Origin of the sequence: Crystallibacter degradans (assembly GCF_012952295.1) — a bacterium.
GTDB classification, from domain to species: Bacteria; Actinomycetota; Actinomycetes; order Actinomycetales; family Micrococcaceae; genus Crystallibacter; species Crystallibacter degradans.
On record NZ_JABBCH010000027.1, the window covers coordinates 1 to 21,432 of the forward strand.

Below are 21,432 nucleotides of genomic sequence, written 5' to 3' on the forward strand. Positions count from 1 at the left end.
CGTTCATCGACCCGGGATCGCCCTGGCAGAACGGGTTCATCGAATCATTCAACGCCCAATTCAGAAGGGAACAACTCTCCGGAGAAATCATCGACACCATGGCCGAAGCAAAGTACTTGGCCGACGAATGGAAAGACATCTACAATCATGAACGGCCCCACGGATCCCTGGATGGAATGACACCATCCAACTACTGGAATCAGTGGACCGCAGACCACCAATCAGCTATCGCATAGCCGCTGGACTGCTAAAGGGGGCCCAATCATATCGTCCGCTGATACAGCGGTATCCGGTTCAGGGAGTTCTCTGATCATGGCAGCCATCCTGCGGACGGCCTCTGCATTCTGTTCCCACGCGCTCCCATCAGCCGTACATGCCCGCATGCTTCTCACACCGGCGGCCTCAGCTGCGCGGCGGAGTTCCGACCACGCGTCTTTCAGGTCCACCAGCTGCTCAGGCGTTAGCTGCTCGGGTCCTTCGGTCGGGTTTGGTGCAGCAGGGGAGGAGTCCCTCACGGCGGATATTGGGCGCCATCTGAAGAGGCTCCGGATTCGCATGGTTCTCTCCCTCGTAGAGGATCCAGCTCTGGGGCTGGGGGAATAGACAGGACAGCGCTACGGTATCAAGCCGCCGTGTCAGCTTCGGCCATATGCATGCTCGCGGGGCTCGCACCTGACAAGGACGTCCACTGCGCTCCGCTTCGTGGCCGGCTGTTCGGGTCCGGTCCCGGCTCCGCAGGGCTCCGCCGTGCCCGGACCTGATCTGTCTACGACGTTTTTTGTGGCTGTCCTGGCGGATCATACGGTTCCGCTCCGGCTCAAGCTCCTGGCCCCGTCGTTCCTCCGGGGCCCTGCGGCACCGCAAATCTTCGACGGCGCTCCTGCGTCGCTTATTTCCTTTCGAAGATTCCCGGCACCTTGCCCTGGGCGGGAGGAGACGCCTCCGTCGGCCCCGTAGAGCACTTCGTGCCAGCAACAAAAACAACGCGGCGGGGGCAAGGGGAAGCCGGCCGGTCACCACGATCGCCCCACCCCGCCAACCCTTTCGGCAAAAAGGAGCAACACCACCATGAACGCAGTCACCATCAGGACCGTGACCACCGCCGACACCAGCGAAACCATCCACGGTCTTCCCGTGCTCGTGGATTACCACATGAACGACGGCTGCGACTGGATGGACGTGATCAGCGAACACGGCTGGTCCGTGATCCCCAGCTGGGGCTGTGACGGCTGGGACCTTGGCCAGTGGCCTTATGTCATGGTCGCGGGCATCCGCACCGCCGACGAGACCGGCAACCTGTTCGGCATGGCCACGTACTGCGAGGGCGACGTGCGGACGACCTTCTACCGGACCAAGGCGCGTTTCTGGGAAGCGATCACGGAGCAGGCGTTCTTCCACTGGAAGAACGGACAGGCACAGGGCCCGCAAGACCTGCCCGAGGCTGCCGCCGAACTGCCCGGCCGTTACCGCACGCCCTGCGTGATCCACGACGCCGCCTAACCGCCCCTCACACTGCGGTGCCCCGCCCGGAGCGGCGGGGCACCGCGCCACCCCCAGAGACGATTATTTGAGAGGACTAAATCCTGATGAGCACCTGTACCGCCCTGATCATCCCGGCCGACCTGAACGAGCCGGCCCGCGTGGAAACCATCGACGCCGGTTTGGAGACTCTGCAAACCCTTGTTGGCGGCAACATTGAAGCCGTGAGCGGTGGTGACTGGCATTTCTACCTGAACGAGGAAGGCAAAATCCTGGGCCTTGACTGGAACCGCCGTGCTGCGCTGCTGGTCCTGCAGGAAACCGGAGTGCTGGCCGACCTGTACTGCGGGAATACGGTGTTCCTGGGTGAGACCCGCGACGGGGACGAGGGTGACGTACCCCGGGACCTGATCGACCTCGCACAGCAGCTCTTCGGACTGCACCAGGCAACGGCCTAGTTAACCGGGCACCCGCTTACTCGGATGAGTAGGTGGGTGCCCGGTCATCGCCCCTTTCGAAGGTGCGCGGGCGGTCCGCCGCCAGTGGTCGGGTCGCGCGACTGGTCGGCGGCGGCGGACCGCCATTCCCGCCAGATGCACACATCACCTGATGTGCGCGGAAAGACTTGATCGGGGCGAACCTTGGCGGGATCCGTGGTGACCGGGAAGCGGGTGCTCGCGGGGCTCGCACCTGACAAGGACGTCCACTGCGCTCCGCTTCGTGGCCGGCTGTTCGGGTCCGGTCCCGGCTCCGCAGGGCTCCGCCGTGCCCGGACCTGATCTGTCTACGACGTTTTTTGTGGCTGTCCTGGCGGATCATACGGTTCCGCTCCGGCTCAAGCTCCTGGCCCCGTCGTTCCTCCGGGGCCCTGCGGCACCGCAAATCTTCGACGGCGCTCCTGCGTCGCTTATTTCCTTTCGAAGATTCCCGGCACCTTGCCCTGGGCGGGAGGAGACGCCTCCGTCGGCCCCGTAGAGCACTTCGTGCCAGCAACAAAAACAACGCGGCGGGGGCAAGGGGAAGCCGGCCGGTCACCACGATCGCCCCACCCCGCCAACCCTTTCGGCAAAAAGGAGCAACACCAACATGAACGCAACACCCACCCTCGAAATGCTCGACCCGGCCACCCTGACCGTGGACGTCAACGTCCGCAAGGACGCTTCCCTGACGGCTGATTTCGTGGCCAGCATTCGGGAACACGGCGTGATGGAACCGGTGATCGCGCACCGCAAGGACGACGGTACGGTGCATGTCCTGATGGGCCAGCGCCGCACCCGCGGCGCGGTGGAAGCCGCACGGCCCCTAATCCCGGTGATGATCATCGAGTCCCCCGAGGAAGCAGAACGCATCGTGACGCAGGTGGTGGAGAACATCCAGCGCGCGGAACTGACCGAAGCGGACGAAGCCGACGCGTACCACCAGTTGTCCCTGATCGGGGTTTCAGCGGCCGCCATCGCGAAGAAGACCGGACGGACCAAAACCAGTGTCGAAGGCGCGTTGAAGGCCAAAGCGTCAGAGGCCGGAGCCGCCGCCCTGGGCAAGGGATGGTCCATCGAGGAAGCGCTGATCATGGCCGAGTTCGAAGGGGACGAGGACGCCACAGCCGAGTTGGAATCCGTTATCGCGGACGAACCGGACCAGCTGCTGCATGTCGCCCAGATGCTGCGTGACCGCCGCGACAGTTCCGCGGCCCTCGCCGCGTTCCGTGAAGAACTCACGGCCCTGGGCAAGAGGATCGTGGAGGACGCCGGACACTACGCCGAGGAAGAGAACCTGTATGTCTCCGCAGCCTTGCGGGCGGACGGGGAACCGGCCACCGACGAGGACGCCAATGTCTATGTGATCAGCACCGACTACCGGGGTGAGCATCACGCGAAGCCGGCCATCACCGGGTGGAAGGACCTGGGCTTCACCCCGAGATACGAGCGTTACGACGGCGGCACCGGTTCACGGAAAGGGCCGATGACGGATGAGCAGAAGGCCGAGCGGAAAACCCTGATCGAGAACAACAAGGCCATGGTCTCGGCCACGACGGTGCGCCGGGAATTTGTGAAGTCCCTGTTGTCGAAGAAGCAGGCCCCGAAGGGCTGGCAGTACTTCACAGTCCATGCGATCACGCACCACGCGGAGACGGCCAGCGGCTATGACGGCCAGGTGGCCGCTGGCATGGTCGGAGCCAAGGCCGAAGGGTCCAAGACGTGGGGATGGAACCCGCTGAGGGACCACGTGGCCAAGTCCACGGCACGGCCTGAGTTTTCCCTGATCGCGCTGATCTGCGCCGGGTATGAGAAGACGATCGCCAAAGACTCATGGCGCTCCCCGTCCCAGACCCACCGCGACTACCTGACACAGCTGATCACATGGGGATACACCCCGTCGGAGGTTGAGCAGATCATCCTTGACAGCGGCACCCCGGCCGAGGACGAAACAGCGGCCTAAGACCCCCTTGCCGGGCGGACCCCACCGCCCGGCAAGGAGCTCAGCCACTCACCGCAAACACGCCGGAAACCTCCCACGCGGCGGGCGGTCCGCTGCCCCGGGGGCGAACCCGGGAGGCTGCTCACCAGCGGCGGACCGCCGTTGCACGCCACCGGCCACCCGGCCATCCGAGTGCCGCGCTGCCAGACGCAGTGACGATGCCCGTGCGGCGCCCAAACCACGAGCGACGTTCAGCTAAGCTGAAGCGAGATTTCCTTTTGCCGAAGGACGGAAGAGGGCTGGCCCTAGCCGGCCCTCTTCCGTTTAAGCACCCGTCAGCCCAAAGGCTGTGCGTTGCCCTGCGCACGAAACCTCGTCGTGGCGGTCGGGAACCGGCAGCGTTGCGTTTTGGGACATGGGAAAGCTGACCGCCCCCGGCCCCGCGCGTCAGAGGCTGTGCACGGCCACCGCTCGCCCAACGCGACGGCACCCCGGTGGTGCCGTGGTGGCTGTGTGCAGGCGGTCAGCCGGGTCCCGTCGTCCACATGGGTGCGGGAAAAGCCCGAAGGAAATAGCTTTTGCCGTGCCCATGTGGACGAGGGGCTACTGCCTGTCGGAGCTTGCTGTCCCTAAAATTCAGGCGGGATCGCCAGCTGTTTCCATGGTCGATGCGGGCGACGTTTTAGCCGGCTGTACGGCGGCCCGTTTGCGGCGTTTAGCGGCTGCGTTCTCCAGCCCGAGTTTTTTGAGTTCTTCTTCACTCCATCCGTCGCGCGTGGCACGGACATAGGCGCGTTTGTCTTCGCGTTCGGCTTCGGCCAGCTGCTCCCTGAGGTCAGCGATTCGCTGACGGGCCTGCACCAGCGCGGTGACGGATTCGATGCGCGAATTGAGGAGCTGCCGGGCTTTTTCCTGAGTGTGTTTAATGCTGATAGTCGCCATGGTTGAACCTTAGAGGGCCCGACAGAAAAAGTCGCCCGAAGGGTGCGTTCAATGGCGCCTACACAAGAGTGCTTAGAAGCTCGAAGCCTTGAGTAGCAGTCCTCTCCGCTGCCCCAGGCCAGCTTCCTCTGTAGCGGCGCCCCGGCAGAGCAAGCTGGGAACTTAGCCGGGCTAAGTTCGTGTCGCTCCGGGCAACTGCGTTCCGGTTGCGGCAGACTGGTGTCTGGTCCCGGGGTTTCCGGGTCGCTGCGCTGGCAAGGTAGGGGAGGGCGGAACAGATGACTGAAGGTAACGGCTTCGCAGGTTGGAAGTCCCGCCGCCGGCGCGCGAACGTTGATGGTGGAAGGATGCACCGTCACGAGGTCAAGGTCAGCCCTGAAGAAGAGGCCCAGCTGCTTGCCCTGGCGGAGAAGCACCGCGTCACGATCCCACGGCTTCTGATCGAGGCGGCTCTCAACGAGGACAGTGAAAGTCCGTCAGAGCGGCGTGATCAGTTCATGCAGCTTTCGAACCTGCAGCGCCTCGTCGGGTCTGTGGCGAACAACATCAACCAGATCGCCCGGCACGCCAACGCGACAGGGGAAGTACCAGCGGATGCGGCGCCCGCGATTGCGCACGCCAGAAGCGTCATCATCCGGATCGACCGCCAGCTCGCTGACATGGCCGGCCGGTGATCCTGACGTGATTCCGAACATCACCCAAGGCGACCGCATGGCGGGCCTGATGATCTACCTTGCGGGCCCGGGACGTGCCAACGAACACGAGGAACCGCACCTCGTTGCCGGTGACTCTGCGCTCATGGCGTGGCATGACGACAACGAACTGAACCGCGACGCGGCCCTGGATATCGCCAACGCCCTGGACCGTGCCAAGCAGTTCTACAAGACCGAGGTCGACGGCGGCCACGTCTTCCACTGCTCACTGAGCATGGCAGCCGAAGAAGGCCAGCTCACCGACGAACAGTGGGGCGCCATCGCCAATGACTTCATGAAGGACATGGACTTCACCGAGGACGGCGGAAAGGCCCCGGCCCGTTGGGTTGCCGTCCGCCACGGACTGAGCAAGAACGGCAACGACCACATCCACATCGTGGCCAGCATGGTCCGCGACGACGGCACCAAATGGAACAGCTGGAAGAGCAAGTACAAGTCCCAACAGGTCGCCCGGGCACTGGAGAAAAAGTACGGACTTACCGAACTCGACGCCGTCCGCGCCGAACGCGGATACACCCCGGCGGAACAGGCCAAAGCCACCCGCCAGGGACTGCCCGAGGTCGAACGCCACAGCCTCGCACGCAAGGTCCGCACCTGCGCTACAGCATCAACGGACGAAGCCGAGTTCGTTCGCCGCGCCCGCCAAGAAGGCCTGCTCGTGCGGCCCCGCTACGCTGCCGGCCGCACCGACGTCGTGACCGGGTACTCTGTTGCCGAACGGCCACGCAAGGGGGAGCGGGCCGTCTGGTTTGGCGGTAACTCCCTGGGGCGGGATCTGGCCCTGCCCAAACTCCGCAGTGATTGGGAAAGCACCCCCGAATCGGCAACCGCGGCCGTCGCGGAATGGAACGCCGCAGCCCGCAACCGCAGACCCGTTGCACCGGGTAAGGAGACGCTGCAGCCTTCCGCGGAGCTGTGGAGCAAATACGCCAACGACATCAGCGCTCTCCGCGAGAAACTGGCCACCACCCCGCACAATGACCACGCCGCCTGGGCGCAAGCCGCCCGCGAAACAGCAGCCGCATTCGGTGCATGGTCCAAGCGCATCGAACCCACCCCCGGGCCACTGGCTGACGCCGCACGCGAGCTGTCCAAATCAGCCCAGCTCCGCCGCTACCCCAAGCGGCCGGCAGCCGCGTTGCCGTCCGCACGCGGCGCGACAATGATCCTGCTGGCGGCCACCTCAAAGAGCGAACGGGCAGCCTACGCCCTGATGTTCCGGCAGCTCGCCCAGACCGCCCGGGCCATCCACGACATGCACAAAGCCACCGACGACCTCCGCCGCGTCAGAGGTCTCGCCGCAGCCGTGACCGCTGCCAGCAAAGCCGTTGAAGCCAGCGCCACAACACAGACCATCGAGGCACAGCCCGTGACCATGGAAGCACTGCGGGAACAGCACCCGGGAGCCAGCGAAGAAGCCCTCCGGGCACGGCTCATCGCCGAACGGTCCCGCGGCGGCTCTCCCGTCCCGACGACACTCACCAGCGCAGAAAAAACACTGCAGCAGACCGGACCGGCCGGACCGCCCGAACTAAACCGGGACCACCATTTGAAACCAGGCATCGAGCGATAGGGGAAGAGCATGAGCGAAGCAGACGGAATGGACGAAGCAGTAGACGGCGCAATGCGTACCGGGCTGATGGTCGCCGCTCGCATCGGCGAACAACTGGCACGAATGCGGGAAGAAGAACAACGCAACATCGCCGCCGCCGAAGAACACCGCGCACGCCAGCTCCAGGAACGCTTCGACGCCCAACGCGCAGTCGCCCGCGCCCAACTCGCACCGACCGCCAGAGACGACTGGTGGGACAAGGCCACCCCCCAAATGATCGAACACGCCCACCAGACGGCCACCGCATGGAAGGGATACGACCCCGAAGCCTTTCAGGCATCGGAACACATCCGGAACCAGGTACAGGCCCGGTACGGCATCGACGTGAACAACACAGGGGCGGACGAGGCATCCGTATCTTCCGCTCTCGCCCGGGCGCAACAAGCCCGTACAGAAGCTGAAAACGAACGGACCAAAGCCTCGGCTGCACGCACCGATGAAGTGGTGGCCGTAGCTGCGGTGGCTGGCGCCAACAGGCAGGACCAAGCAGCACAAAAGGCACGGGACGAACCGGGTTACGATTCCCCGGAGCGGCGTCAGCAGCTGGCGGAAAGCCTCGAAGGCAAGGGCGATCGTGAAGCGGTCAGCTCCCGACTCCTCGCGGACAAACACCAGGGCACGCCGGCGACTGCGGCCGTCACTCAAAAGCCGTCTCTTGCTAAGACGTCCAAGATGCCCAAGCAAGCGGGCCAGGGGAGGACCCTGGAACGCGGAGGACTCGAACGCTAGCGGTGACTGTCACTTCCCGCCCGGGGCCAGGGCAGCGCCGATCGGGATCCAACCCTCCTGCGAGGTAGACCCACCAGCCAGACTCCCGGACCGGCCGGTTGCGCGAAATTGCACCACAATTGAGGTAGCATTACACGCAACGGCAATTAAGGAGCATCATGGTAGTGCTATCTTCGATCGCATCTGGTTCATGGAACCATGAACGACGTCTCGCTGATTTTGGCCTGTCCACCGAGCTGATCCACACCGCTCTGCGTCCTGGTTTGACCCGTGCCACAAATCGCTCGTCCAAGGCGCTCCGTTCTACGCCGGGTACAGATATCTACAACGACGCCATGGAACAGTTCCACCAGCTCCTCGCGGAAGACGGCTGGAGTCTGACGTATGTCGATCAGCAGCCCCGTCTGGTGCATCCCGATGGCTTGATCGCGTTTACGGTTGCTGCCGGACGAAATGTAGGAAATGGCGACGTTCGCATTAAGCCTCGGACTGGGCGCAAGGGCAAAGCCACACGCCAGTCACTCCAAGTAAGTCGGACCCAGGTACCGATGCTGTTCGGTGCGGAAGAAGCCTATCTGGAAGCAGAATTGGACGCCTCAGCGCGCACAGCTCCGTTGTGGCTGCTCGTCCATGAGCGCACCAGCAGCGGACTGAATCTCGAACTGTCACGTCCGAGCGCGATGACCCCTGGTGGGATCGTGAACGATTGGGCCGAACAAATTCCCATTAAGTTCCTTGATTTGGACGGGGACTTGTCGATCTTCGACGTTCCTGATGATGATGGAGACATCAATGTCTCTGTCGAACCGCTTTGAGGGCGCTTTGATGTTCAACCCATCTCGCTTGAAGCTGGCGCGTCAGCGTTTGGCCCTTACCTTGACCAAACTTGCGGATCTAAGCGGTGTTTCTCTCCGCTCATTGACTAACTACGAGAACGGCAGGCTCGCGCCCAATGACGAGAACTTACTGAAGTTGGCTCGAGCGCTATCCGTGTCTCCAGGCTTTTTTGATCGGGAAACTTCCGAAGTGATCCCTGTCGAGGCCGCCAGCTTCCGCAAGTTAAGCAAAACCACCGCGGCTCGGCGCGACGCTGTCTTGGCTAATGCAAGTCTCGCTGTCGAGTTTTTCAACATCATCGAGGCTCGGTTCAAGCTACCTGCTGCCGACACTCCGTCATTGGACAAGTTCAAGCCTGAACAAGCAGCTGAACTCGTTCGTCACCGATGGAACTTGGGAGATCGTCCCATAGCGAACATGGTTCACCTCTTGGAATCGCGGGGTGTACGCGTAGCTGCGCTGAGTCACGACTACACGGATATTGATGCCTTTTGTTTTATTCGCGATAGTAAGCCATATGTCTTTCTAAACACGTCGCGGTCGGCGGAACGACAGCGCTTTGACGCAGCACACGAGCTAGGCCATTTGGCCCTTCATGGCGAGCAGGACATGGACCCAAGCACGTCAAAGGAACGCGAATCAGAGGCAAATAGCTTTGCAGCAAGTTTCCTCATGCCTCGCACTGCCGTGCTCTCTCAATCCATGCGCAGTGCCAGCCTGGAACGAATCCTTGCCGCCCGGTCGTTCTGGAAAGTTTCTGCGATGGCGATGACTCATCGCCTGCATGAGCTTGAACTTCTCAGCGACTGGCAATATCGGAGCCTATGTGTGGCCTTGTCCGAGAAGGGCTACCGATCGTCAGAGCCGGGAGGTATTACCCCTGAGAGTTCGCAGCTTCTTCGCAAGGTCATGTTCGGATCCGGCCTAAAGGTGAACGTGCACGATGCAGCGATAGATCTAGACCTAAATCCTGGTGACGTTCGTGACTTTGTCCGAGGGCTCGTTCCTGTGGCTGCCTAAAGGGTTTCTTGGATGTCGCTCACGTGAACGAAGCTGATTCGCGGGCTGATTGGCTCCCAATTTCCAGCCGTGGATAACCGAATTGACCCCAGCCATGGACAGCTAGAAGTCGGCTCAGCTCCGGCTGTGCGGTCCGGGGCAGCAAAGGCTTCAGCGTGTCCCTCGTTCTTTTCATCTGATCGTGAGCATCCAGCGGTGCTAGTCAAAGATTCCTGCTTCGGGGGCCTTATGGGGAAGAGCAGTTCTGTCCCGGGCGGGGGTTTTGTGTCCGTCGTAGGCGCATTTTTTGAAGGGGCCTTCTTTGTCCATGAGGATGCGCATGTGCGGGTCGGCGTGGTTCAGCCACCAGGTGCTGACCCCGAGAGCAGGCTCCAGCCGTAAGTGTTCCCAGGCGCGCCAAATGGCTTCCATCCGAATAAGGGCTTCGGGATGTTTGTACCACTCAGGGCACCACGCGTAGGCTGCGCCCTCGTTGACTTCACGGACGTAGGACTGGGCCATCAGTTCTGCGAAGAACTCCACGGCGCTGGAGTACACCAGTTCCGGTTCGGGCTCAGCATGGCTGAGCCCGCCGGTCGGGGACTGCTCCTCTTCGTCGCCGAAGGCGTCCCCGAACTCTTCACTCACGCCTTGTCCCCGTCCGTCCATGGATTGTGGGCGGCAACAGCCACAGGGGCACGCTCAATTGTTTCCTTGGCTGCGAGGGAGTCTTTGACCTTTTGGGCGTGCGGTCCGTTCATCCAGGGAATCGTTTCGATCATGGTGGCCGGGGCACCGGAGGCGAGCAGGATGGCCCGGAACCGTGGCAGCGCTGTCAGGTCGGCGACGGACAGGATCTCGTCCTTGCTTTCCTGCCGAGATGAGGAGGCCCCTGCCTTGCTGTGGCTGCGGGAGACATTGATGTAGCTGTATTGGCCGATGAGGCGGGAGAGCTCGTCGAGGTAGCCGACTTCGGAGACGCCGCCGCCGTAGATCTTGACGTTGGATGCTGACCAGAGCTTCCGCATTCCTTCGAGGTTCCAGACTTCCACGCCCTGGGACCAAGACTGCAGGATGGTCATGAGGATGATGCCGCGGGAGCCGTAATGGCTGTACTGGTCCGGCAGGGCTTTCCACCGGCAGACGTTCGCGGCTTCATCGAGGATCCCCAGCAGCGGCGTTGCGAGGCGCCCGCCGGGTTGGGAGGTGGCGTACTTTTCGGCCGCTTCGACGACGGCAACGGTCAGGGCGGTGACGAGCGGGCCTGCGGTGCCGACGCCTTCGCGGGAGAGGCTGTAGAGCGTGCCCTTTCCGCGCACAAAGTCTTCGGGGACGAACTGCGGACGGGGGTCGGTGGTGACGGTGGTGCCCGGTGTTGGGGTGACCCATTGGCTGACATCCCGGTCTGTGAGGCAGGAAACCATTTGCCGGGCGGTGCCGTAGACACCGGCCCGCTGCTTCTCCGGTTCCCTGATGTGCCCGATGACCATGTCGGCCAGCAAATCAAAGCCAGCGGCACGCAGGATGTCAGCCGGTGCTTCGTCGTGCGGGCGGGTCAGCCAGGTGTACACCTGGGTAATCGGGGCGGCGCTGATTGAGGCGGCGAGCAGGAGGGCTTTGAGCAGGTTTTGCCCGGCCGGGTCGAAGTAGGCGTCGGGTTTTGTTCCGGGTTCCCGGGAGCCTGCGGCGAAATGCTGGGCCATGTTCCCTGCCGTGGCTTCGTTCTTCACGTATGACAGCGGGTTCCACCACCAGGTGGGTTCCTCCTCCGCGACGGCCTGCGGGTCAAAGACCCACACTTCGCCGGCCTCGGAGCGGATCGGATGGGTGACGTCCACGATGTCGCGCTTGTTGGAGGTGGCGATCACCGCACCGGGCGCGTCCAGTATTGCCGGGACGGCGTAGGACGTGGTTTTCATGGTGCGCGGGCCGGCGATGAGGATCAGCATGTCTTCCCAGGACGCCCAGAGCGGGCGATTCCCTGCCACGCTGCGGCCAAGGCGGACACCGGTGGAGTTCTCGACACCGAGGCGCACGGCCGTCGCCGTGGCGCCCTTGGTGGACAGGTGGTTCAGGTCCTTGCCGCGCCCCATATGGACGGCGGCCTTGTCCACCCTGGTGCGTTTGCTTGTGGTCCGGGACCGGACCACCAGCACCGTCACCAGCAGTGCGATCAGGACCCCTGCCAGTATGCAGGCTACGGTAGTTGATTGTTCTGGCCAGGGCACCCGGCCCTTGGCCAGACCGGCGACCAGGTCAATCGGGTGCGCAGGCGGGGCGGCGATGCCGGCCATCCAGGACCCGAGGTGGGCGGCGACCCAGGTGCCGCCGCCGAAGATGGTGGCGGCGCCGATGGCGAGCCATATCCCGAGCGCGTCGCCTAATCCGGTTCCCTTGCGGTTCGGTGCACTCACAGTCCACCACCCGCGTCCCGGCCGGGAGCAGCGGGTTCGGTGCGTGTTTGCGCGGGTTTGTGCCATCTGGTGTCGGTGTCGTTCAAACCGTCGCTCTCAAGGGAAGTCAGTCTGATCTGCACGGGGATGCCGGGGCGGCCGCCGACCTTGATCAGGAACTTCCCCCGGCCCGGGGGTTCGGTGTCGAGGCCGCGTGAGTCCCAGGCGGGCGGATCCTGCCAGGAGATGAGCTTCTGCTGCTCCTGCCGAGAAAATGGGATGGCGGAGGTCAGCAGCGGCATTTCGGAGGCCGGCAGGCCTGCGCAGATCACCATGCCGGAGCGTTCCACGAAGCCGCGGGCCTTCATCCGGTCCTCTTCTGCCGGCAGCGCCAGCAGGTCGGACATGGTGTGGGAGATCATGATCTGCCCGACGCCGACGGACCGGTTCAGACGGGTGAGGGCGTCCACCCGGTCGACCATGCCCTTGCCGGAGCGCAGCGCCCGCCACAACTCGTCCAGGACCACGAAGTAGTTCCGGCGCGGCTCCAGACCCGCGTCCGCGAGGGCGTTGGCGACGTTCACGGTGCCGAATCCGTAGGACCAGCACGCGAGCAGCACGGCGGCCTGCAGATCGGTCTCGGTCTCGTCAATGCTGGAGACGTCGAAGACCACAGCCCGGTCCCGCTTCATCGGGTTGGTGGTCTGGGCGGAGAAGATTTCTCCCAGCTTCCCTCCCCCGGTCAGGCCCAGCAGGGTCGCTTCCAACGCCCGCGTCTCCTGCAGGTAGACGGTCATGTCACCGCGGTCCAGGGCGACCTGCCGCAGCTCATCCGGCGCGGAGACAATCACGTCCAGGAGGTCCTTCAGCACCGGGATGCCGTCGAACCGCTCATCGAGGACTCGCAGCGCCCGGTCCAGGATGGTCTGTTCCTGATCCGTGGGCGGATTGTTCCGGCTGATGGTGATCAGCGAGACGACCATGTTCAGCCGCCGGCCATGCGCGTCGGCCCGGACCCGGGTGGCGGCTTCGTGGTGGCCGTGGCCCTCGAGGAGCCCGGCTGCCTCGACGGCCTGGCCGGGATCGAGAATGTTCAGGTACCCGGCACCGCGGCCGAGCTTGATGACCTGCCCGTTGAGGGCCTGGACGGCTTTGACGTGCTCACCCTTCAAATCGCCGAGGACCAGCGGGTGGATGCCTTGGGCGGCAAGGCCCAGGAACATGCGCCGGACCAGCGTGGACTTACCGAGCCCGGGTTTACCGAGGATGAACGCGGACGGGTTGGAGATCAGCCGTGCGCGCTGGAACCAGCTGATCGGGTCGCAGCAGACCGTGGCCTGGGTTTCTTCATGGCGGCCCAGCGGGACGCCGATCATGGGTGAGGACGCGCCGGAGGAAAACGGCCACAGCCCGCAGACCTGGACCGTCGTCCCCCTGTACTCACGCACCGAGGGGACGAGCTGTGCCATGCCTCCGCCACGTCCGGACCAGCCGCGGGCGCCCGGCCCGGCTTCGCGGGGCTGCCGACTGATCTTCTGCGGCGCCTCCTTAGCCGGTCCGGCGGTCTTCCCGGCGGGACGGGCGAAGAGCTTCAGACGGGCCATTACAGGGCATCCTTAATCTCGGAGGGCAGCATGCTGTGCTTGGGCAGGACCAGGCCCAGGGGAAGGGAGGCTGCGAAGGCGGTGTCCTGGGCACCGTAGGCGCGGCGCAACAGCACCCGGGCAGGGCCGGACGTCTGCTCAATGGCGGCGACGGCATCCGGGAGGCGTTCGGCGTCGGTGACGGTGGCGGTGACGACCATCCCGAAGTTCACCAGCCCGGCGCCCCGGGCTTCTTCCTGGGCGGTCTGCTCGGCGGACCGGAAATCGACCAGGGCCCGGGCACTGGGCCGGTTCCCGGAGGTGATGCGGACGTTCGCGTTGTTCTGGTCGCGCTCCACTATGACGGGGGCCAGGGCGGAATCCATCGGCCGGTACAGCAGCGACACCCGTTTGCGGTCGATGTCCCCGTGCGGGGCCAGCAGCCGGGAAAGGACCGAGGAGTTCACGGACCCGCGCGGGGCCCCGGTCATGGTCCAGGATGCCGAGAACGCGCTGTCGTGCCGGCAGGTCTCCCAGTTCGCCTGTGTCGCGGTGGGGCCGGCCTCGCCCCAGGTCAGGGATACCGGGGTACCGGCGGCGTGGGCCTGGTCAATGATCAGCGCGGCGGGGGGATCGTAGGCGACCCGGACGACTTCGCAGAGTTCCTGAGCCGGCATCGGGCGGGCGATTCCGGCTCCGGTGGACTGCAGGCGGGCCGACAGTCCCGGGATCCGGGAGGCGAGGTCACGGGCCACGTCTTCCGGTGTGCGCTTCTTTGACCCGGCCCGCAGGCAGGCGTTGAAGGTCAGGGATACCCAGGCGCGGACGGTGGCCGATCCTTCCGGGTAGGTGTCCACGACTTCGCGCAGAATCGCCGTCGCGAAGTCCGGCGCGTTCGGGTCGATGTTCATGTGGACTTCGTTGCGCAGCCGGTACCCGGAGTCCGGGGCGGTTTCCACCGTGACGGCCGCGGCGTCCAGCCCGGCCTCATCGGCCAGGCCGGCGAGCCAGCCGCCCCAGTTGGCTACCCAGGCGTCGACCTGTTCGGGGTCCACCAGCGAGGCGCCGTCAGGTTCGGTGGAGAAGACCACGGTGAAGTGGCCGGTAGCGGGCACGTGCAGCAGGGCGAAGGGGCGGTTGTAGGAGTCGGTGAACTCGTAGAGTCTCGACTGCGCGGCCAGCCCGGGCAGCTGGTACATGCCCCACCCGGTCACTCCGAGGGGTCCGGAGCGGTAGAGGTTCGTACCGGCCGATCGTGCGAGGCGGAAGCTCATCCGGGTGCCGAAGCGGTCGACCATGGATTGCCCGTGTTTGTCCTTAACCGTCAGCAACAGGACCAGCAGTCCGGCTGCCGCCAGGACGCCCAGACCGGCGAAGAGCCCCCAGATAGCGAAGCTGACGATGCCCAGCAGCAGTCCGACCATGACGATGCCGGTGCCGATGGCGCCAAGGTCTCCCAGACCGGCGGAGCGCGGGACCCGCCAGTTTCCATAGGACGGTTCCTTGTATTCGGTGTTAATTGCTGCCACTGGGTCCCTCCCCGGTTGAATCCTGCGCGGTTTTTTGTGCGGCCTCGCCGGCTTTCGTTGCCAGCTTGATCCCGGTACTTGCTGCCAACGCCACCGGTCCGGCGGCTGCCCCGGACGAACCTCCTCCGGCTGCGGATGCGGCCGTCGGCGCTGCCCCGCCCTTCGACCCGTTCTGCCTCGCACCGCCGGGCGTCGGTTTGGCGTTCGTTGCGGTGCCGCCGCTCTGCCCGGTCTTGCTGGCTCCGGTGTTGACCTTGCCCGCGGTGCCGGATCCAGGGGCTTGGCTCGGCGGAGTTGGTGATGCGCTGCCGCGTCCGCTGCCGCTGCGTCCCAGGTTGATTGCTCCGGTGGCCAGTGCACCCACCGCAGCTCCCGCGGCCGCGCCTGAACCTGCACCTGACCCGGCAGCAACAGCGCCGACCAGAGGAGTGACGAAGCGCATCAGAGCCGGGAGGGCGAGGACGGCGAGGATCATGAGGGAGATTCCGGTAATGGAACCGAGCAGGGCGTCCTGGCCGGTACTGAATTCCATGAGCACGAAGGCGGCCCCGTAGACCATTGAAGCGGCGGGTTTGTAGAGGATGAAGGCAAGGGTCCAGCCCACGGCCTTCTGGAACCATTGCCTGCCCATCTCCATGTTGGTGAAGGCAGCCGTTGTGGGGAGAATGCCGGCAAGGATGACGAGCATCCCGCTGCGGACAATCATGAGCACAATCTGGACCAAGGAAGTCAGCAGGCTGATCAGGCCGAGAACAATCAGCAGGAATATGGCGTCGCCGTCCTGGATGACTGCGATCTCGTTGATCGCTGTGGCGAATCCTTCGCCGTCCGTTGCCGTATTGATGATTGTCGTGGAAAAGACATCCGCGGCTTCCACGAGGATGGCGATGACGGCAAGGCCCATGCCGGAGACCAGGGTGAGCGTGAGCAAGGACCGGAGCAGGTCCTTCAGCGGTGCGCCGCGTTGTTCCCAGACCATGCGGGTGCCGCCGATGATTACTGACAGCACAGCCAGGGACAAGGTCCAGAGGACCAAGCCGTTCTCCAGGAAGGCAACAGTGACGCTTGGGGACACACCGTCGGGGGTCGTGAGGTTCGGTGTGGGCATATCGACCCAAAAAGTGGCCAGCGTGGTCACGATTTTGCTCAAGGCCTCAATAATGGCCTGGCCCAGGTATTCGATGCCGTTGTTCCCGACGTCGGTGATGGCGTCCTCTGCTGCGGATTTACCCGAGCAGATGAGGTCATACCAGTTGCACTGTTCGTCGTCCGCCATGTCAGACTCCGGCCCAGGGAATGTAGGAACCCATATCCGGGATCTGCCGGAAGGGGTTCCCGCCGGCAGCAGGAGGCTCCAGCTTCCAGTCGCCCTTTTCCCAGACCAATGACGCCGAGAGTGATCCGAGCGCACCGGTTTCGGTCTTTACCGCGAGGTCGACTACCGCTGTCTGGGGCGAGTAGCTGCGGATGATGAAGCCTTGGATCTGCATTTTCGGTGCGCTTCCACCTCCAATTTCCTTCCCTGCTTTTATTGCTTGGAGGGCAGCGTCTCTGGCCGGGCTGTCAGCGGTGAGGTCCTGGTAGACCAGTGTTGCGTCACCGTAGAACGATGTTGCCCAGATATTGGCTGCGGAATAGAGCGCGCCGGCCGGCGAGTGGGCGAAGCAGGACTTGAGCCCGTTTGAATTCGTTGTTCCCGGTCCAACAGTGGAAGGGTCGGACGGGACAGCCATGCCGTCTTGGAGAACCCATGTCGTTTGCGGGGCCACACCCAAAGCGGTGCCCTCGCTTTGCGGAAGGCCGCAGACGCTTTCCTCAAGACCGGAGGCCGGGGCGGAATTGCTGGTTGCATCCGGTGCCGCAGGGTTGCCCGGTGGCTGGGCTTCAGTACTTCCCCTCGGCACGGAGAAGATCACGATTCCGGCGGCAACTATCGCCAGGATCAGGGCGGCCGAGATGATGAACCCGGGGCGGGTAAAGGGATTTTGTTCGGTGTTCTCTTGCCGGGATCCGCTCATGATGATCCTCCTTCCGGTAGCTGCTTTAGACGAATGCGCGGACGATGCCTGAAGCGCCGGTGATGATGATGCAGCCGGCGAGGACCCAGCCGAGCTTGCCGATGGATTCTCCGCCTTCGCCCCGGCGCAGCTGGATGACCATGCCGATGCCGACGATGATCACGCCCAGGACACCGAGGACGAGGCCGATACCGGACGCCCAGTCCAGGACGGTCAAAAGGCCCTCCGCTTGCGGAGGAACTACGGGTGTCGGGTCGGGGATGAAGCTGAGGGGAAGTAGAAGAGCGCTGTTCTGCATGGTGGGACCTTTCGTGAGACTAATGCTGTTGCGGGGTGGTTGGTGGCTGGTTGGTCAGGGATATGAGATCGGTGGCGAAGCGCTGGTACTCGCGGCTCGGCATGTCTGCCGTCACGTCCCCGTGCCGCCAGGCTTCGACCCAGGGCAGGATCCAGAGGCGGGGCGCTCCTCCGCCCACGAGAAAGGCGAACTCTTTCAGGGCCTTGGGCAGTTTCCCGGGCGCATCGGCAAGAACTGCCAGGCCCAGCAGATCAACGGCGGGAGCCGCGCCGGAAGCCCACTGGATGAGGGCGCTTTGAGCGGCTTTCAGACCCCGCGTATCCGAACGGCAGACCAGGAGTACAGCCGGTTTCCGTTGGTCATCATCGAGTACGGGCCAGCCGTGGCCGGTGGCGCGTGCGCCGTCTAGGAGGCCTGCGATTGTGTTTTCGCCGGCTCCGCCGTGAGCGCCGGTGATCCACAGCGTTGCAGGTCCTGTCATGGTGCGGCGGGGCAGTCGGTCTGCTGTGTCGGGTTCGACCATGCCCCTTAGCGGTGCGCTGATGACTGCCGGCGGCGGCACGTATGTTTCCGGTGCTTTTTCTGATGCGTTGTCGGGCCCGGCTTCACTGGTGATCCAGGGGTTCAGGGACTGTTGCATGGTTCCTCCTTCCGTTCGGAAGATCGGTGGAGCGTGTGCGTGCCCGTACGTGGGCCACGAAGACTCATTGATGGGCCGGGGTGTTTCGGTCTTTGTCGGTCACGGGTCAGAGGCCGCGGGCGACCGCGGCTGCCGCCCGGAGCCAGGCCCTGCGCGTTGCGGGGTGGAGGGCGCCGAATCGGATCTGGCCGGACTTCAATGCCGGGTCGAAGGGCACCACGACGACATCGCGGATGTAGGGACGGAATTTAGCGGCTGTTTCCTGCGAGAGGCGGGCTTCGCCTTTCTGCCGCTCGGAGACGATCACGACGGCGTTGGTCGTGAGTGAGGCTGAGCGTTCGCTTTTCAGGTCCAGGCCCTGCAGTGTCAGGAGGGCAGCCTCGACGCGGTCTTCTTCGTTGGTGGTGGGAACCACCAGTTGGTCCGCGTGGTCGATCATGCGGTTCCACTCTGCGCTTCGGTGGTTGTTGCCTGAATCCATCAGGATGAGCCGGTAGTACTTGGAGACAACCCGGTGCAGGATGTCTACTTCTTCGGCGGTGACTTCGTGGGTGCCGTCCACATCCGCATCGGAGCGCAGCACGTCGTACTTATCGGTGCTCTGGTGGTGAACGAAGGCGTTGATATCTGCGGACTGGGCAGTGGGCGAAAGGAGGGCGTCAGCGGCAGCGATGACGTCCAGGGCGCTGCGGGTGTGGTCGCCCTGTTCTGTCCGCCAGCCAAGCGTTCCGGTGGTCGGGTTGTTGTCCCAGGCCACGACGCTGCCGCCGTTGCGGCCGAACACGGCTGCCAGATCGGCGACGGTGGGTGTCTTGTTCGATCCGCCTTTCTGATTGACCACGGCAATGGTGCGGGTACCGGCGAAGTGCTTGGAGGCCAGCCGGATATCCTCGCGTTCACCCAGTTCATTCGCTGATGGTGCCAGCGAGAAACCCAGGTTGTTCAGCATTCCCCTGATGCCTTGGGTGGCCGGTTCAACGGTGCTCGGCGCGGCCAGGAAGCTCCCTGCCTCCCGAAGGGGGCGGCGCGTAGCCGGTTCCGGCAAAGAGGACACAGGGCCGGAAGAGACAGGGCCGGGCGGCCAGGGCTCTGCGTCCTTCGTCGCGGGAGCGGCGGAAACCGCGTCGGGCTCTGCGGGTACTGTCTCCGGTTCGGGGGCTGGGACCGTGTCGATCACGGGCGGCGCCGCCTCCTGGCGTGTGGTTTCCGGAGTTTCCGTCCGGCTGCGGGGCTCGTACGAGACTGATTCGATGTTCTTATCCGGGTGCACGATCAGTTCACCGTGCCCGTCGGGGTCCTCGATCCGGACCCTGACGGGGCGCTGCAGGGTCCGGGCCTCTCCCACCACCAGGTCCAGGGCGTTGTTGCGAAGGTCCTGCAGCGATTCCCCGGCAGGAACGAAGCGCGAGTTTCCGGCGACGACGACCTCGGCGGTTCCGTTGTCGCGGACGACGGCCCTGATGTTCGGAAAGGCCAGGACCTCGGTCGGTGTCATACTCATGAACTCTTTTTCCTTTACGTGTGTGGGACGGGGCAGGTGCGGCGTTTAGGACGTGGGTGGGGTGAGGCGGTTGACCTTCCACGGGGCCTCTTCGCCGGTGCGGAGCAGCTGCAGCGTGTAGGTGCCGGCGTTGGTGGGAACCAGGGCGGTGACGCCGTAGCCGTTGGTTTCATCGACGCTCAGCGTGGCGGGGCCGGTGACGCGGTGTGCCGGGACGTTGGCCGGGTCAACGGCCGAGTAGTCGGCGGTGGCCTGCGGGGTCAGCCAGCGGGCAAGATCATTGGCCCACCGTTGTTCCTCCACGCCGGGGCGGGCGAAGTCGGCCATGGCCTGCTCGGCGGTTTCCCTGGCCTTGTCCTTGCTGGCCTGGTCCCAGCTGATGCCGGTGGTGGCCGGGGCTGTGCCGCCGGGTGCCTGCGGGCCGCTGCCTGCGCTGAGCGAAACGGGCGCGGATGGCCCGGCTGTGGTTGGTCCTGGCGGTGCCGGCGTGGTGTCCGCTGCCGGTGCGCATCCTGCGCAGAGCAGGGCCGTCGCGATGAGGGCCAGGGGCTTTTTCACTTTTTCTCCTCGTGAACGGGCAGGTACAGGAAAGCCGAGGGGGCGGTGCTGTTGACCGTCCGGGTGTAGTAGTTGTGGTCATCGGGGGGCGGGTTGCCGTTGTAGCCCTCTTCGATGAAGGTTCCGTCGTCGTTGACTTCCTTGACCACTGCGACGTGGCCGAACGTCGGGTCCGCTCCCCCGGTACCGGGTGCGTACCAAACGACCGCGCCGACTCGGGGTGTGGTGCCGGTGGGCCAGCCCTTGGCGTGCCAGCCGGCCTTCCACGTCACCGCGGAACCCAGCCGCTTCCCGTCCGGGCGGAACGTGCCGTTGAGGAACTTGAACGGTGCGCTGGCCGAACCCATCTGCTGGTTCACCCGCCACAGGGCGAAGTCCACGCACTCGCGGTAGTACATGTTCAGCGGGGACGTGCTGGCTTTGTTGGCTCCGACCTGCAGCCAGGTCGGCGAGTCTTTCCACGGGTAGTCATCCCCGGCACCTGGCCGCCCCGGAACGGCGCAGCCGCCGTCTTGCAGCGGGGACTTTTCGTCCGCGAGTGCCTGGACGAGGTTGACGGCCTCGGGCCAGTACTTTTGGTAGTGGTACGGGTCGGCGTTGCGTTGAACCTTGTTACCGGCGATGGTCGGATCCAGCAGCTCCCAGCCGTCAACGGCCTGCAGGGCGTTGATGAAATTCGTGGCGCTGGTGGTCGGGTCCATGCGGTCCGTGTAGGAGCCCCACGCGCCGTTGCCGCGCTGCTGGAACAATCCACGAGAGTCGGGCCCCGGTCCGTCGCCATGGTCCAGAACACGCAGCCCCGACTCCCCCAAAGCGACCATCACACTGATCATTTGCCCCTTCGCCGGCAGGTTCAAGGTTTGACCAGCGTTGATGATGGCCGCAGCATTCTTCAACTGGTCCGCGGAGTAGCGATCAACGTGGATATCGCTGCCGGTGGCGGCCGAAACCGGGGCACAAGCCGCAGCTACCGGCTTTGACCCTCCCAGCAGCACTAAAGAGAAGACCAGACCCAGGAACACCGCCGGCACTGACGCAATAGCGCCGAGTACGAGACCTTTCGGCTTCATGGCTGATTCCCCTTAACGCCAACATGAGCACTAAACCCTAAGAACAACACTTTAAAGATGATGCTAGCATCACTTAAAAAATGATGTAACTTCGACGGGTCACGAAGGTAGGC

21 protein-coding genes are annotated in these 21,432 nt (G+C 64.2%); 9 read left to right on the plus strand and 12 right to left on the minus strand.

The features are described 5' to 3' along the window. From HGO92_RS21805 to HGO92_RS21820, 4 genes are all read left to right on the plus strand, one after another. A partial coding sequence (locus tag HGO92_RS21805) for an integrase core domain-containing protein (protein WP_169998615.1) occupies nt 1–236 on the plus strand: 236 nt, incomplete at its 5' end. A gap of 832 nt (nt 237–1,068) precedes the next feature. Continuing rightward, on the plus strand, nt 1,069–1,500 hold the full coding sequence (locus HGO92_RS21810; RefSeq protein ID WP_169998617.1) for a hypothetical protein: 432 nt from the start codon (nt 1,069–1,071) through the stop codon (nt 1,498–1,500). A gap of 86 nt (nt 1,501–1,586) precedes the next feature. After that, complete coding sequence (locus HGO92_RS21815) at nt 1,587–1,937, plus strand: DUF3846 domain-containing protein (protein ID WP_240974874.1); 351 nt, start codon at nt 1,587–1,589, stop codon at nt 1,935–1,937. Nucleotides 1,938–2,565: 628 nt separating this feature from the next. Continuing rightward, nucleotides 2,566–3,918 carry a ParB/RepB/Spo0J family partition protein gene (locus HGO92_RS21820; protein ID WP_169998619.1) on the plus strand — a complete coding sequence of 451 codons (1,353 nt, stop codon included), beginning with the start codon at nt 2,566–2,568 and terminating at the stop codon, nt 3,916–3,918. 615 nt (nt 3,919–4,533) lie between these two features. Here the strand turns inward: HGO92_RS21820 and HGO92_RS21825 are convergent. Then, complete coding sequence (locus HGO92_RS21825) at nt 4,534–4,839, minus strand: hypothetical protein (RefSeq protein WP_169998620.1); 306 nt, start codon at nt 4,837–4,839, stop codon at nt 4,534–4,536. 278 nt (nt 4,840–5,117) lie between these two features. Here HGO92_RS21825 and HGO92_RS21830 point away from each other — a divergent pair, with 278 nt between their 5' ends. The 5 genes from HGO92_RS21830 (at nt 5,118) to HGO92_RS21850 (ending at nt 9,750) form a co-directional block, all read left to right on the plus strand. Continuing rightward, complete coding sequence (locus tag HGO92_RS21830; RefSeq protein WP_169998622.1) at nt 5,118–5,513, plus strand: plasmid mobilization protein; 396 nt, start codon at nt 5,118–5,120, stop codon at nt 5,511–5,513. 37 nt (nt 5,514–5,550) lie between these two features. Then, nucleotides 5,551–7,125 (plus strand): relaxase/mobilization nuclease domain-containing protein, encoded by a 1,575-nt coding sequence (locus tag HGO92_RS21835; protein ID WP_240974875.1) that lies wholly within the window; start codon nt 5,551–5,553, stop codon nt 7,123–7,125. A 9-nt stretch (nt 7,126–7,134) separates the two neighbouring features. Beyond that, nucleotides 7,135–7,893: a hypothetical protein gene (locus HGO92_RS21840; RefSeq protein ID WP_169998626.1), complete on the plus strand. Its 759-nt coding sequence runs from the start codon at nt 7,135–7,137 to the stop codon at nt 7,891–7,893. 158 nt (nt 7,894–8,051) lie between these two features. After that, nucleotides 8,052–8,708, plus strand: a complete 657-nt coding sequence (locus tag HGO92_RS21845; protein WP_169998628.1) for a hypothetical protein — start codon at nt 8,052–8,054, stop codon at nt 8,706–8,708. Next, the gene (locus HGO92_RS21850; RefSeq protein ID WP_240974876.1) at nt 8,686–9,750 is read left to right on the plus strand and encodes a helix-turn-helix domain-containing protein; all 1,065 of its coding nucleotides are present in this window, start codon (nt 8,686–8,688) and stop codon (nt 9,748–9,750) included. Before HGO92_RS21845 ends, HGO92_RS21850 begins: the two co-directional genes overlap by 23 nt. Before the next feature lie 198 nt (nt 9,751–9,948). Here the strand turns inward: HGO92_RS21850 and HGO92_RS21855 are convergent, their stop codons facing one another. The 11 genes from HGO92_RS21855 to HGO92_RS21905 form a co-directional block, all read right to left on the minus strand. Further along, nucleotides 9,949–10,377, minus strand: a complete 429-nt coding sequence (locus tag HGO92_RS21855) for a DUF4913 domain-containing protein (protein ID WP_346769059.1) — start codon at nt 10,375–10,377, stop codon at nt 9,949–9,951. Continuing rightward, on the minus strand, nt 10,374–12,143 hold the full coding sequence (locus HGO92_RS21860; RefSeq protein ID WP_346769060.1) for a type IV secretory system conjugative DNA transfer family protein: 1,770 nt from the start codon (nt 12,141–12,143) through the stop codon (nt 10,374–10,376). The genes HGO92_RS21855 and HGO92_RS21860 overlap by 4 nt, the downstream gene beginning before the upstream one ends. Continuing rightward, a complete protein-coding gene (locus HGO92_RS21865) occupies nt 12,140–13,726 on the minus strand; it encodes a helicase HerA domain-containing protein (protein ID WP_169998634.1) in 1,587 nt (528 codons plus the stop codon). The genes HGO92_RS21860 and HGO92_RS21865 overlap by 4 nt, the downstream gene beginning before the upstream one ends. Beyond that, entirely contained in the window at nt 13,726–15,234 is a 1,509-nt protein-coding gene (locus HGO92_RS21870; protein ID WP_169998636.1) for an SCO6880 family protein, read from the minus strand. The genes HGO92_RS21865 and HGO92_RS21870 overlap by 1 nt, the downstream gene beginning before the upstream one ends. Beyond that, nucleotides 15,221–16,510 carry a TrbL/VirB6 family protein gene (locus tag HGO92_RS21875; protein ID WP_205834929.1) on the minus strand — a complete coding sequence of 430 codons (1,290 nt, stop codon included), beginning with the start codon at nt 16,508–16,510 and terminating at the stop codon, nt 15,221–15,223. Before HGO92_RS21875 ends, HGO92_RS21870 begins: the two co-directional genes overlap by 14 nt. A 1-nt stretch (nt 16,511) precedes the next feature. Further along, nucleotides 16,512–17,252 (minus strand): DUF8175 domain-containg protein, encoded by a 741-nt coding sequence (locus HGO92_RS21880; RefSeq protein ID WP_169998638.1) that lies wholly within the window; start codon nt 17,250–17,252, stop codon nt 16,512–16,514. A 25-nt stretch (nt 17,253–17,277) separates the two neighbouring features. Next, the gene (locus HGO92_RS21885) at nt 17,278–17,469 is read right to left on the minus strand and encodes a hypothetical protein (protein WP_240974877.1); all 192 of its coding nucleotides are present in this window, start codon (nt 17,467–17,469) and stop codon (nt 17,278–17,280) included. A gap of 100 nt (nt 17,470–17,569) precedes the next feature. Further along, nucleotides 17,570–18,190 (minus strand): DUF6668 family protein, encoded by a 621-nt coding sequence (locus tag HGO92_RS21890; protein ID WP_169998640.1) that lies wholly within the window; start codon nt 18,188–18,190, stop codon nt 17,570–17,572. A 106-nt stretch (nt 18,191–18,296) separates the two neighbouring features. Then, a complete protein-coding gene (locus HGO92_RS21895; RefSeq protein WP_169998642.1) occupies nt 18,297–19,691 on the minus strand; it encodes a MinD/ParA family ATP-binding protein in 1,395 nt (464 codons plus the stop codon). 45 nt (nt 19,692–19,736) lie between these two features. Next, nucleotides 19,737–20,249: a hypothetical protein gene (locus HGO92_RS21900; RefSeq protein WP_169998644.1), complete on the minus strand. Its 513-nt coding sequence runs from the start codon at nt 20,247–20,249 to the stop codon at nt 19,737–19,739. Then, nucleotides 20,246–21,319, minus strand: a complete 1,074-nt coding sequence (locus tag HGO92_RS21905; RefSeq protein ID WP_169998646.1) for a CHAP domain-containing protein — start codon at nt 21,317–21,319, stop codon at nt 20,246–20,248. Before HGO92_RS21905 ends, HGO92_RS21900 begins: the two co-directional genes overlap by 4 nt. Between the last annotated feature and the right edge of the window lie 113 nt (nt 21,320–21,432).